General features: G+C 41.5%; 6 protein-coding genes and 1 tRNA gene. 3 read left to right on the forward strand and 4 right to left on the reverse strand.

Going from position 1 to position 13,860, the window contains the following annotated elements; genetic code table 11:
• Positions 1-319 precede the first annotated feature (319 nt).
• The 3 genes from AC2VDX_RS09980 to AC2VDX_RS09990 all read left to right on the forward strand — a co-directional run bounded on the left by AC2VDX_RS09980 (position 320) and on the right by AC2VDX_RS09990 (position 9,310).
• Entirely contained in the window at positions 320-1,600 is a 1,281-nt protein-coding gene (locus AC2VDX_RS09980; RefSeq protein ID WP_378182977.1) for a class I SAM-dependent methyltransferase, read from the forward strand.
• Positions 1,601-2,008: 408 nt separating this feature from the next.
• Positions 2,009-9,070: an ATP-binding protein gene (locus tag AC2VDX_RS09985; RefSeq protein ID WP_378182979.1), complete on the forward strand. Its 7,062-nt coding sequence runs from the start codon at positions 2,009-2,011 to the stop codon at positions 9,068-9,070.
• Between the two features lie 167 nt (positions 9,071-9,237).
• Positions 9,238-9,310: transfer RNA gene (locus AC2VDX_RS09990), tRNA-Arg, on the forward strand.
• Positions 9,311-9,364: 54 nt separating this feature from the next.
• Here AC2VDX_RS09990 and AC2VDX_RS09995 read toward each other — a convergent pair.
• The 4 genes from AC2VDX_RS09995 to AC2VDX_RS10010 all read right to left on the reverse strand — a co-directional run bounded on the left by AC2VDX_RS09995 (position 9,365) and on the right by AC2VDX_RS10010 (position 13,800).
• On the reverse strand, positions 9,365-10,210 hold the full coding sequence (locus AC2VDX_RS09995) for a class I SAM-dependent methyltransferase (protein WP_378182982.1): 846 nt from the start codon (positions 10,208-10,210) through the stop codon (positions 9,365-9,367).
• A gap of 494 nt (positions 10,211-10,704) precedes the next feature.
• Positions 10,705-12,270, reverse strand: coding sequence for a circadian clock protein KaiC (gene kaiC, locus AC2VDX_RS10000; protein ID WP_378182985.1), 1,566 nt, complete (start codon positions 12,268-12,270; stop codon positions 10,705-10,707).
• A gap of 93 nt (positions 12,271-12,363) precedes the next feature.
• Positions 12,364-12,678, reverse strand: a complete 315-nt coding sequence (gene kaiB, locus AC2VDX_RS10005) for a circadian clock protein KaiB (protein ID WP_378182986.1) — start codon at positions 12,676-12,678, stop codon at positions 12,364-12,366.
• Between the two features lie 105 nt (positions 12,679-12,783).
• On the reverse strand, positions 12,784-13,800 hold the full coding sequence (locus AC2VDX_RS10010) for a circadian clock protein KaiA (RefSeq protein ID WP_486928144.1): 1,017 nt from the start codon (positions 13,798-13,800) through the stop codon (positions 12,784-12,786).
• Between the last annotated feature and the right edge of the window lie 60 nt (positions 13,801-13,860).

The raw sequence follows: 13,860 nt of genomic DNA on the forward strand, positions 1-13,860 counted from the left end.
GTTTAGGGAGATTACCTGCCTCCACAAATTAGGTTTATTTTCTACCGCCGTGTTTATGTAAGTAAAATTTTGCGAATCTGCGAAGAGCGCAGTAGTCTCGCCTGCGATTGACAGGTGTGGAAAAATTTGCACGCGGTGTTAGTGATTAGTGGTTATTCGTCTGTAGATATTAAATGGTGCTGAGTTGATAACTGATCCTCAGTACCATTTCGGCGTTGTTGCTATACATCGTTAGGCTAAGGTCGCCTCACAGTTGGATAGCGAATCCAAAATCCCAAATTGCTACTGATACATAACCACTAACACGCTTTCATCAACCATGTTGTACTCTTCTGTTCCTACCAGCATCCGAGATATCTTGAGTGAAATGTTTTCTCTACTGCCTCTGAAATTCTGCATTGATTGCTGGGGGACAGACAAGATACTGAACAATGGCACAGTTGATGACTCGCTTCCTCAACTCACTTTGCAGATTCATCATCCCGGAGTCATCCGGACTCTAATTCTGAGCCAAGATCCTTTGGTTCTAGTAGAAGCTTATCTTCAGGGCTTTTTGGATTTTACAGGCAACATCGACGATCTGATGCTCTTAGAAACGCTTTCCTTTTCCCAGAGCGATCGCAGCAAAGCCATAAAAGCTTGGATGGAAGCGCTGAGTTTACCCCAATTGCCTTTATCGCTGCAAGAGAAATCATCTTGGCAGAAATTAATCACTCATAGCCGCGATCGCGACTCGGCAGTTGTTCAATATCACTATGATGTCGGCAATGATTTTTACCGTCTTTGGCTCGATCCTTTACTCGTCTATTCTTGTGCCTATTTTGAACATCCCCAGATGAGCCTCCCAGAAGCTCAGCAGGCAAAGCTCGATTTGATCTGCCGTAAACTCCAATTAAAACCAGGTGAATATTTATTAGATATTGGCTGTGGCTGGGGAGCTTTGCTACGCTGGGCTGTAACTCATTACGGAGTGAAGGGATATGGCATTACTTTGAGTAAAGAGCAGCTGGCTTTTAACCAACAAGCGATCGAGAAAGAAGGTTTGGACACACAGCTAAAAGTCGAGCTTCTCGACTATCGCAACTTACCCCAAACGCCAACCTATGACAAAATTGTTTCGGTTGGGATGGTTGAACACGTCGGAATTAAAAACTACCCGATTTATTTTCAGAGTGCCTTATCTGCCCTGAAGCCTGGAGGTTTGTTTCTCAATCACGGCATCACCGCCTCAGAAAAATGGGACGGTTCCAGCCTCAACGAGCGCTTTGTTCAACGTTATATCTTCCCGGATGGAGAGCTGTCCAGGCTGTCCGGTTCTTTAGCAGCCGCCGAAGAGACGGGATGGGAAATTGTCGATGTTGATGCTTGGCGGATGCACTACGCCAAAACAATGCGCTGTTGGGCGGCTAATCTGGATGCAGCGATGGAGCAAGCGATCGCCCTCAGCAGCGAACGTAAAGTACGATTATGGCGGCTCTATCTCATTGGTTTCGCTCTTGCCTTTGAACGGAACCACATGGGGATTTATCAAGTCCTATTGCAGCGACGAGCAGATAAAGCTTGGAATTTGCCGCTTACCCGTAAAGATTGGTTATATTAAGAGTTTTAATATTGCTTTTTTCTAGTGCAGATTGACGGTTGTGATGCCACAGTCAATCTGCACAATCAGAATCCTCACCGCATTGGTAGACCACTATGCCCAGAAAACAGCAAAGCTGGATTGTTTTTCAGGCAACACAGCGTCAGAATCGGCGATTCTGACGCTGTGTTGCCAGCAGACTGAACATTTAAATACGCAAGTCCTTACACTGATTCCCCGTTTAAATTTAGTCTGCGCCATTACTTCTGTGACTAAACTTATACCAACCGCAGGCTAATAGCAACATTTGTAGCCTGGTTATCAACCACGCACTTTGGCGAACGATTACTGTATAAATCCCCCTGCACATTCCTGCCCAGTAAAACACTGTAATTGACTCTAGTTGCCAGTTGAAACACAAACCAAATTATGCTAAATATTCCAGATTATACAATCCTATCAAAAATTTACGAAGGAACAAAAACAGTTGTTTATCGAGGGTATCGCCATCATAACGAGCAACCTGTTATTGTTAAGAGTCTTCGGCAAGAGTATCCAGCTCTCACCGAAATTGCTAAGCTTAAACATCAATATGAAATTGCTTACGATTTACCTATCTCAGGAATCGTTAAACCTTTAGAGCTGGAAAAATATAATCAATATTGGTTTTTGATTTTGGAAGATTTTGGAGGAGATTCGCTACAAAATTTTCTTTCAAAAAATCAAATTAGCTTAAAGAAAACAATCCAAATAATTATTCATGTTTCAGAAACAATTAGTCAGTTACATCAAAACAACATTATTCACAAGGATATTAAGCCTCAAAATATCATTATTAATCCTGATACAGGATTGGTAAAAATTACCGATTTTAGCATTGCCTCGCGTCTGTCCAGAGAAAACCAGATGATTGGCAATCCCAATTTGCTAGAAGGCACTCTTGCCTACATATCACCAGAGCAAACGGGGAGGATGAATCGCTCAATTGATTATCGTACCGACTTTTATTCCTTAGGCATCACCTTTTACGAAATGCTAACTGGAAGGGTGCCTTTTCAATCCAACGATCCGATGGAGTTAGTTCACTGTCATATTGCCAGCCTTCCAATTCCACCCCAGCATCTGAATCCAAACATTCCGCCAGCGGTGTCTGACATCGTGATGAAGTTATTATCTAAAAACGCTGAAGACCGCTATCAAAGCGCTTTTGGACTCAAGGCTGACCTGGATATTTGTCTAACTCATCTAGAAAGTACTGGAAAGATTAACAACTTCCCACTAGGTAGACACGATATCTCCGATAAATTTCAAATCCCACAAAAACTTTATGGTCGAGACTCCGAAATTGCTTCTCTAATGGCAGCTTTTGAAAGAGCCAGCTTTGGCTCGACTGAAATGATGCTGGTTTCTGGCTTTTCTGGAATTGGTAAATCAGCTTTAGTAAATGAAATTCATAAACCAATTGTGCGGCAAAGGGGTTATTTTATTTCTGGCAAATTTGACCAATTTAAACGAAATATTCCCTATGCTTCCCTAATTCAAGCTTTTCAAGAATTAGTTCGGCAACTTTTAACAGAAAGTGAAGAAAAAATAGAGCTTTGGAAAGCACAAGTATTAGAATCTCTTGGTTGCAACGGTCAAGTCATTATTGATGTAATTCCTGAAGTGGAACTGATTATCGGCAAACAGCCGCCAGTTCCAGAACTTGCTCCAGCAGAAGCCCAAAATCGATTGAATTTAGTTTTTCAAAAGTTCCTCAGTGTTTTTACTACAAAAGACCATCCCCTAGTCTTATTTCTGGATGACTTACAATGGGCAGATTCAGCCTCATTAAAATTAATTTATCTGTTAATGACCGATCCGGATAGTAAATACTTACTCATGATTGGGGCTTACCGAAATAATGAAGTGAGTGCAACTCATCCTTTGATGCTGACCTTGGATGAAATTAAAAAGAGCGATATTGCGGTGAATAATATATCTCTGCACTCTTTAGTTCTTAGAAATGTAAATTCACTGATTGCCGATACGCTTAAATCTGAACCAGAAAAATTAAATTCGTTAGCAGAGTTAGTTTTTAATAAAACGAATGGCAATCCCTTCTTTTTAACTCAGTTTTTAAAATCTCTTTACGAAGAGAACTTGTTTAATTTTGACTTAAACCAGGGATGTTGGCAGTGGGAGCTTGAACAAATTCGAGGAATGCAGATCACGGATAATGTAGTTGAATTAATGGTAATAAAAATTAAAAAACTTTCCCATCCTACTCAGAAAGCTCTAAAACTCGCAGCTTGTATTGGCAACGAATTCAATTTAAGAGTTTTATCGATTGTTAATGAAAAGTCTCAGGTACAAACATCTGTTGAACTTCGGGAAGCCCTTAAGGAAGGACTAATTATACCAATTGGTAATGCATATAAATACGTTCAATCTTATTTAGAAGATAATTTAAATACTTCTCTCAATGATGATTTAGCAGTTTCTTACAAATTTCTACATGACCGCGTACAGCAGGCAGTTTATTCCTTAATCCCAGAAACTGATAAACAACAGGTTCATCTCAAAGTAGGTCAGCTATTACTTAGAAATACAGCTCGACAAGAACTAGAAGAAAAAATTTTTGATGTAGTTAATCAGCTTAATTGCGGCAAGGACATCATAACTAACCAAAATGAAAGATATGAACTAGCAAATTTAAATCTAACCGCTGGTAAAAAAGCCAAGCTATCCACAGCTTTTGAACCTGCATTAAAATATATAACTGCCGGAATGGAACTGCTTTCAGATAATGACTGGGAATTCCAGTATCTGTTAACATTATCTCTTTATAAAGAACGCGCAGAATGCGAATATCTGAACGGAAATATTGATGAATGCGAAAGATTCTTTGACATTATTTTAAATAAAGCTGCATCAAACTTGGAAAAGGCAAGCGTATATATCATGAAAATCATTATATATACGACCAACTTGATGAAAACTAAAGAAGCTATTGAAATCGGTAAAGCAGGATTGAGATTATTTGGGATCGACCTTCCCGATGGTGAAGAGGAACTAAAAAAACTAATAAAAGCTGAAACTCAAAACGTTAAAGTTAATCTGGCAGGGAGAGAGGTTAAAGATTTAATTGATGCGCCAGATATGACCGATCTGGAGAAAGTAGCTGCTACAAAGATTCTTATAAATATGACTCCACCTGCCCGATTTATCGGCAAGCATATATTTGATTCAATAATGTTAAAAATGGTTAATATTTCCTTAAAATCTGGCAATTCAAATGTCACTTCTTTTGCCTATATGTCTTATGGATGGACTCTGGCAGGAAGAGATGAATTTGAAGCAGCTTATCAATTTGGTGAATTAGGCTTAAAAGTTAATGAAAAATTTAATAATATAACCTTTAAATGTAAACTTAACATGATTTTCGGTTCGTACATTAGTCACTGGAAAAATCATTTGAGGACAGATTGCGAGGGATATCTAAAAAATGGTTTTCAGGACGGAATTGAAATTGGTGATTTTCAATGGGCTACTTATTCAGCTTACTACCGAGCTGTTAAATTAGTATTTAAGGGAGATAATTTGGATGAAGTTTATCAAGAAGTTCAAAAATATTTAGAATTTTCATCAAAGAAGAAAATACGCTCTTTTGTCGATATTTTTTTAGTCATACAGAAGTTTGCTTTAAGTCTAAAAGGAGAAACAGAAGAAAAAACCAGTTTCAATGATGATAATTTTAAAGAAGAAGAGCATTGGGATGAATTAAAAAAAGTCCCAGCTCTTTATGTTACTTATTGTATTTTGAAGGCTCAGCTACTTTATTTATACGAAAAATATGCTGATGCGATGAAAGCGATCGCACAAGGGGAAACACTAATCTCGATTCCCTTTGCTACTATCATGATACCGGAACATTATTTTTATTCTACTTTAATCCAAGCAGCTCTTTATCCTACTTTGCTGGAAGCAGACAAAGAGCAGGCAATGGAAAATCTATTGATAAATCTAGAAAAGATGAGGAAGTGGTCTGAAGCTTGCCCAGACAACTTTTTACACAAATATTTACTAATGTCTGCTGAAATAGCGCGGATTACCGGCAAAGATGGGGAGGCTCTGGATTTATATGAAAAGTCAATTAACTCAGCTAGAGAAAACGATTATATCCAGAACGAAGCGATAGCCAATGAACTAGCGGCAAAGTTTTTTCTCGCTAAAGGATACACCGTGCTGGCAAAAGCCCATATTATGGAAGCTCACTATGGCTATCTTAAATGGGGCGCGATCGCTAAAGTTAATGATGTGGAAGAAAAATATCCGCAGTTCTTTTCCGGGGTATCTGCAACCGGCAAAACTGGGTGTCCGAGCAACATGATTTCCTCTAGTACTGGCAGCGATTCGGGATTGTTGGATGTAACGACAGTCGTGAAAGCCAGCCAAACCTTAGCCAGTGAAATCGTTTTAGACAAGTTGCTAGAAAAATTAATGAAAATTGTGATTGAGAATGCTGGAGCGCAGAAAGGCTTTCTCATTTTGGAAGAATCGGGCAACTTAGCGATCGCTGCTGAGGGAGAAGTCGATCGGGCTGAGGTAACAGTTCTCCAATTTATTCCCGTGGAATCCAGTCAAAAGGTTTCCCCTGCTATTGTCAATTATGTGAAAAGAACGAAGAAAAATTTGGTTTTAAACGATGCCACTAACCAAGGCTTATTTAAATCAGATCCTTACGTTTTACAACATCATCCTAAATCTATCTTATGTCTTCCGATTATTAAGCAAACGCATCTGATTGGTCTGCTTTATCTCGAAAACAATCTGACCACTAATGCTTTTACACCAGATCGGCTGAAAGTTTTAGAAATGCTGTCATCTCAAATTGCTATCTCTCTAGAAAATGCCAAACTCTATGATGAGATGACAGCATTAAATGCTGACCTCAAGCAAGAAATTGACGAGCGCAAGCAGGCAGAAGATCGCTTACGCGAAAGCGAAGAGCGATTTCGATTGATTGCCGAAACTACTCCGATTCCTCTACTGATTAGTCGTGTATCTGATAGCAAGATTCTGTATGCAAACATGGCGTGTAGCTCAACTTTGGGTCTACCCACTCAGGAATTGATAGGTCGTCAGGCACAAGAGTTCCATTACGATTCTGATGCTCGAAAAGGGTTTCTGAAGGTACTAGCTAAAAATGGGTACGTTCGCAACTACGAATTTCAGATAAAAAAGGTAGACGGAACGCCATTGTGGATCAATTTATCCATTCAGCCAATTGCGTTCAACGGCGAGCAAGCAATGCTTAGCGGGTTCCAAGACATTACCGAACGCAAACGGATGGAGGAGTTAAAAGACGAGTTTCTGGCAAATACCTCTCACGAACTCCGCACCCCGCTTAATGGCATCATTGGCATCGCCGAATCTCTTATTGATGGTGTAACGGGACATTTGCCTGAAAAGACGATTTTTAATCTATCGATGGTAGTATCGAGCGCTCACCGACTATCCAATTTGATCAACGACATTCTTGATTTTTCTAAACTGAAACATGGAAATCTAGCGCTTAAAATCAAGTCCGTGGGAATGAGAGAAATTACCAATGTGGTGCTGACTCTTAGCCAACCTCTAATTGGTAAAAAATCTTTACATCTGATAAATAAAATTTCTCCAAATACACCAGCTGTTAATGTTGATGAAGATCGGGTGCAACAAATTCTCTACAACCTGGTCGGCAATGCCATTAAATTTACAGATTCTGGTGTAGTAGAAGTGTCGGCATCTGTGGTCGAGGAGGGAGAAAAGAAAGATTTCTTTGACCCTGCGTATGTACCTTATCTAGCGATTACCGTTGCCGATACGGGAATTGGTATCCCCCCAGAGAAATTTGGCAAAATCTTTGAATCTTTTGAACAAGCTGATGGCTCAACAGCAAGAATTTATGGGGGGACTGGTCTTGGTCTTGCTATCACCAAAAAGCTAGTAGAATTGCACAATGGAGAAATTCGCGTAGAATCCAAAATGGGTGTTGGTTCGCGATTTACGTTTACCCTGCCGTTCTCAAAAGAGTTGAAGATTGAAGAAGAATTGAAGGTTGAAGAATTGCAGCCTCAACTTGGCAACTTGCAACCTACTAATTTGCAACCTGCTAAACAGCAACTTGTAACCCAAAGTGGCGACATCAATATTTTGATAGTGGATGATGAGCCAGTTAACGTGCAGGTGCTGGTTAACTATCTATCGGGGCAAAACTATTCCTTAACCCAAGCCTTCAATGGCATGGAAGCATTGGCAGCGATCGCGCAGGGGCTAAGACCTGACATCATTTTATTGGATTTGATGATGCCGCGCATGACCGGCTATGAAGTTTGCCAGAAAATCCGCGAACAGTATTTGCTTAACGAACTGCCCATCTTGATGTTAACTGCCAAAAATCAAGTATCAGACCTGGTAGAAGGATTTAAGTCTGGTGCCAACGATTATCTAATTAAACCAATCTCGAAGAATGAACTTTTGGCTCGGATCAACCTTCATCTTCAGCTATCTAATCTGGAGGCGCTGCGGCAAGCAGAAGCGCGAGAACGGGAGAAAGCGCAACAGCTAGAACTCACTTTAAGCGCATTGCGACGCACCCAAGCCCAGCTGATTCAGGCGGAAAAAATGTCTAGTATTGGGCAACTGGTGGCGGGAGTAGCCCATGAAATTAACAACCCAGTCAATTTTATTTACGGCAATCTTGCCCCTACAAATGAATATGCGCGAGACTTGCTCAATCTTATACAGATGTATGAGCAGTTTTACCCCAATCCAGTTCCAGAAATTCAGCGAGAGATTGAGACAATTGAATTGGAATATTTGAAAGAAGACTTCCCAAAAATCTTATCTTCTATGCAGGTAGGGGCAGAACGCATCCAATCTATTGTGCTGTCATTGAGAAACTTCTCGCGCTTGGATGAAGCAGCAATGAAGCCAGTAGATATTCATTCAGGCATTGAATCCACCTTGTTAATTTTGCAGCATCGACTCAAACCCCAGAAAAACCGATTGGGGATTGAGGTGATTAAAGAATTCGCTCGCCTGCCTAAAGTGACCTGTTACGCAGGTCAGTTGAATCAGGTATTTATGAATATTCTCAGTAATGCAATTGATGCCTTAGAAGAGGTTCATGGTTCATCGTTCACGACTAATGGCAATGAACAATCAACAATGAACGATGAACAATCACCTACGATTTGGGTTCGCACCTCCATTGTAGAGGAGGGTCGGGTCGCAATCCGGATTGGTAATAATGGGCCTAGCATGACCGAAGAAGTGCAAAAGAAGATATTTGACCCCTTCTTTACGACGAAGCCGGTGGGGGCTGGCACTGGTTTGGGATTGTCTATTAGCTACTCTATTGTGGTGGAGCGTCACGGCGGACAGATTCGCTGTGTTTCATCACCTTTACAGGGCGTAGAGTTTATGATAGAGATTCCAATTCAGCAACAAAAAAAGGGCTGATGTAGACTAGGGGGCAATCAAAATGAACGCTTCTGGCGTCAGGTGCAAGCCTAATCATTCTCTTTGATAGGCATCGCCCAATCGCTGACCAATTTACCGTAAAGTAACAACATCCGGAATGTCCGAATTGCTAAATACCGAAAAATGTTATACTATTCAAGTTATTAGGGCATGTAGCTCAGTGGATAGAGCATCAGATTCCGGTTCTGAGGGTCGGGGGTTCGAATCCCTCCATGCTCGTTTAAAGCCCTAAAATGGAGAGGCGCGATCGCGTCTCTCATCTAGCCTTTACCTTTAACCTTTAGAGTAAACGCGATAACCACTCGCCAAAAGTCCTTTCAAAAACTTGGGAGGATTCCTTTCCCGATCGATATCTGGCGTAGCAGGAATCCCAACTCCCCTCAGTTGTTCTGGCAGCAAGGCAGGTTTATGGGGTTTTATCGTATATTGGGGGCATTTTTGCGATAGTTGGGAATTTTTCAGCAGCCAGTTGATTTCCCGCCAGGAGTATTGCTTTAAATCGGCTAAATTGAGTCCAGATTTCCTCACTTTCCTCAAAACGTTATCCAGGATATTTGCCGGACAGTATCGGTTGTAAAATAAATCCTCAAAAATAAAAACTCCCCCTGGCTTGATGACACGAGCAATTTCTCCCAGGTTCTTTCTAAGTTGTTGTTTTTCCAGGTGAAGAAAAACACTACTTGAGATTACAAATTCTATTGAATTGTCCTCAAAGGGCAACTGACCCATTGGCATACAAATCAAAGAAAAATCCGTTGAAGAGAATAAATTGTATGCCTTATTAAATGTCAGCATCCGACGCAGCAGATTTTCGGAAATATCTATTCCGTAATACTGATTGCAGGTAATTTTTTTTTGTTTTGAAAGATAAGCAGCATGTCTGCCATATCCACAACCCAGATCCAAAATAGAATCAAAATGTTTGCCTGTCGGAATATTCTCCCAAATTTCTCTAGGAGTTTCTATAGAAGCGGCGGTTTGTTCCCATTGCAGTGCAGCTTTCTCCCAGATTTGCTTAAGATTCAATCTGGAATCAGCTTCATAGTTTTTGGGGAAAAATATCTCATTGAGCAGTTGAAAATTGTTTAACTGAAGTTGAGCTTTTTTTAAGGTCAGCATTTGACTCAATCTCCTCCCCTCGGCTGTGGTCAGATGAAAGCGACTACTTTGTATTCTTCAGTCCCCCAGCCTTAAAGATCGGGTAACTCCGTAAATATGCGGATAGGCGTTCCTTATATTTAATCTTTCCTTCAAAAATATTGCTACGGGTTAGAGCTTATCTTTATTTAAGCTTTAAATAAGTAGCGAACTGACCGCAGAATTATAAAGTTTGTGTAAAGAAGCCTGAAATTCTCAATAAAATCAAGGCTTCCAGACGATTTAACCGTTTAAAACATTAGGAAAAATGACCGCACTCCAATTGTGGGTAAGAAAATGCTTATATAGCAATCCTCAATGATTTGCGAACCCCTGTAGAGACGCGATTAATCGCGTCTCTACACTAAGGCGAATACTCGCGCACAACTTAAATAGGATTGCTTATATGCGTATTTCTTCGGATATAAGCCTAAAGATAGAGCCTTTCCAGATCCCAGATGCTCAAACTGGAAGTATTAGCTTTCTCTATCGTCGCTGTTTTCCCTCATCCCTCTGACAATTCGGGAGAGTTCGCTCTTTTCGTCAACCGCAATCCGAGTAGGGGAACCACTGATAATTCGTTCGTAATTCCGGAACGAATCCTTAATTTCAGCTCCCTCGTCACTAATCGTGTACTCGCGGATGCCTTTTTCATGCCACGAACCCCGCATTTTAAAGACATTGATAGCGCGGGACATTTCACCGCGAATTTCCACATATTGCAGCATCAAAATCGTGTCTGTAATGGTGGAAATATGGGAATCTGTAATCGAGTGGGAACCCATGAAGTGGTCTGTGGTATTGGTACAAAAGCCAGTGATTTCCTCTTGCTTGGCATAACCCGTCACACCAATCACAAACTGCCGGAAGGCGTTGTTGCTGACGCCTCGTGCTAATGCCGAAAGCGAATCAATGGCAATGCGAGACGGCTTGAATTCAGCAATTTCTGACTTAATCATCTGCAAGTGATCTTCCAAACCAGCCGACTCTGGATAGGTGCAAAGGATTCTCAGCAATCCTTTTTGTTCCATCTCCTCAAAATCAATGCCCCAAGAGTAGGCGTTGCGAGACAGCTGGGCACGAGATTCTTCGTAGGCAAACAAAATGGCACGTTCGTTGTTCGTACAGGCAACTTGCAAAAATTTGCTGACTAAAAGCGTTTTGCCGGTACCCGTGGCACCCGTTGCCAGAATGATAGAATCTTTAAAAAATCCACCACCACACATTTCGTCGAGGGTTTTGATACCCGAAGACACCCGGACATTGGAAGAACGCTGGGTGAGCCGCATCGCTCCTAGCGGGAAAATATTGATGCCATTATTGGTCATGGTGAAAGGGTATTCCCCCTTCATGTGAGTGGTGCCGCGAAGTTTAAGAATTTCAATCGTGCGGCGACGGCGTTCTCCTTCCAAAACGTTGCGGACAATTGCCACGTTATCGGAAACAAACTCTTCTACTCCGAACCGCGCCACCGGGCCATATTCTTCGAGACGTTCCGTCGTCATCACCGTAGTGACGCCAATTTGTTTGAGGCGGGCTACCAAGCGAAAAATCTCTCTCCGCACGACGGAAGGGGCATCATATTGCTGAAAAACAGCGGTGACAGAATCGATAGAAACCCGCTTGGCTTTGTATTTACGAATGGCGTACTGAATGCGCTCAATTAGGGCAGAAAGGTCAAAGTTACCGACCACTTCCTGTCCTTCTGGATCGGGTGAAGCGTCCAGAATAAACAACTTCCCTTCATCAATTAAGCGTTGCAAATCCCAACCAAAACTGGAGGCATTTTTGATGATATCAGTAGGAGATTCTTCAAAGGTAACAAATACCCCAGGTTCATCAAAATAGGCAATTCCATTGTAAAGAAATTGAACGGCAAATAATGTCTTGCCAGTTCCAGAAGTGCCACTGAATAAGGTAGTTCTCCCTAGGGGTAAGCCTCCATGACTAATATCATCGAAGCCTTCAATCATCGTCCGGATTTTTTGTACTCCCACTGGAGCCAATTCGGCTTGTGGCTCAATCGGATTAGTTTTACTCATCGCTTCAGTCGCAAAAAATTGGCTCTACTTGCAGAAACGGACTAGGAAACATATAACAGTTTAAAGTCTAAAGTCTCCAGTCCGAATTAAAGTTTACAAATCCGCTTCGGCTTCAATGAGTTCTTCGTAGAGAATATCTAGCCCTACCAAGACCTTTTCCCGATCTGAAAGATCCCCGATGATTTTGCGGATAGGAAGCGGTAATACTTTCGCCAAGGTCGGTGTGGCTAAAATTTTATCTTCCTCTGCCAGTTGCGGATTTTTGAGAACATCGATCACTTTGAGAGCGTAGACGCCTTGAAACTCGTGTTCAAGGATATTTTTGAGTGTTGTCAAAGCTCGTACAGAATTGGTAGTATTTCCAGCAACGTAGAGCTTGAGAACATAAATTTTCTTGAGCGCACTCATAACTTAGCCATTAGGGAGAAAGTGTTGGAGGGGGAATTAGGGATTGTCTAAAGTCTAAGGTTTTTTTTCAAAATCTGCCTGAAGCGATGAGCTTAAAGCTTAGGATCATGACTCTCTAGGAATAGAACGGCGATACATTTCGCACAGGTGAGCAATGACATCAATTAAAGTCAATCGATAGTCCAGCAAGACTTCTTCACTTCGCCCCTCTACTTGCAGTTGTTTAGAAAAATCATCCATTAATTCCATGTGAATTTCGACAATTTGAGAAACAGAGATGTCGGCAAAAAAAGCCGTTGTCACAAATTGGTCGATTGTTTGATTCAGTGTACTCTCTTTAGAAAAGTAACTGAGAACAATTTTGCGGTATTCTGCTCGGAGTTGCTGTAAAAGCTCTTGCTTTTCCGTTCGGGATAGATAACGGAAAAAAGACTGCGGATTTCGCTTATAGTACACACCCAAGTATCCTAATCGCTCCTTAAGTTTTTCAGTCAGCCGTCGCTGCTGTAGCATAAGAAAATTTTGAGTATGCAACTCGGTGATGGCATCGATGCTGATGGAGCGATCTGGGAGGAGACAGGTGGGAGCAAGGGTGAGAAACTGAGCGATCGCCCGTTCAATCAACCGCACAATCTTGTCCGCTTGGGTTACGGGTACATAAACTTCTCCAGGGTGGTAAAGATAACTCCCCAAGACTTGGGTAGAATCCGTGGCGGTACTGGTGCGATCTTGCCCATCTAGGGTGGTTGATCTCTGACTGGCTTCATCCGTTACCCCGGATAAAATTACAACTGGCAGCAGTATGCCTTGTTCGTACAAGCGGTTGATGAGTGACCGCAACGACCAGTCTTCTTGTAAAATCAAACAATCAATTTGCTGCTTGTGCTGCTCAACCCAGTCAAAAAACTCAGGTAAGGAAAATATCTGGTTCAGAAGATAGCGATGTTCCACGGCGATCGCTTCTTTCAGGGATTCGCTGCACAATGGGTCGCGTAAGGACTGTGCCAGCGACTCAGAACGCACAAAAGTACAAATAGACAACGGAGGATGCAAAACTTTAAGTACTGTAGAAATTAAATTACTGTTTGTCTTGAGACATCGCTCAGAAGGAGGATCTCTCACCGGACTTCATCAACTACTTAATATTAATTTAAGCATTAATCGAATTGTTATTAATTGTAA

The organism is Coleofasciculus sp. H7-1, from assembly GCF_057473865.1.

Coding starts and splice junctions, on each gene's coding strand:
- AC2VDX_RS09980 (WP_378182977.1), top strand. CDS start 320: ATGTTGTACTCTTCTGTTCCTACCAGCATCCGAGATATCTTGAGTGAA.
- AC2VDX_RS09985 (WP_378182979.1), top strand. CDS start 2,009: ATGCTAAATATTCCAGATTATACAATCCTATCAAAAATTTACGAAGGA.
- AC2VDX_RS09995 (WP_378182982.1), bottom strand. CDS start 10,210: ATGCTGACCTTAAAAAAAGCTCAACTTCAGTTAAACAATTTTCAACTG.
- kaiC (WP_378182985.1), bottom strand. CDS start 12,270: ATGAGTAAAACTAATCCGATTGAGCCACAAGCCGAATTGGCTCCAGTG.
- kaiB (WP_378182986.1), bottom strand. CDS start 12,678: ATGAGTGCGCTCAAGAAAATTTATGTTCTCAAGCTCTACGTTGCTGGA.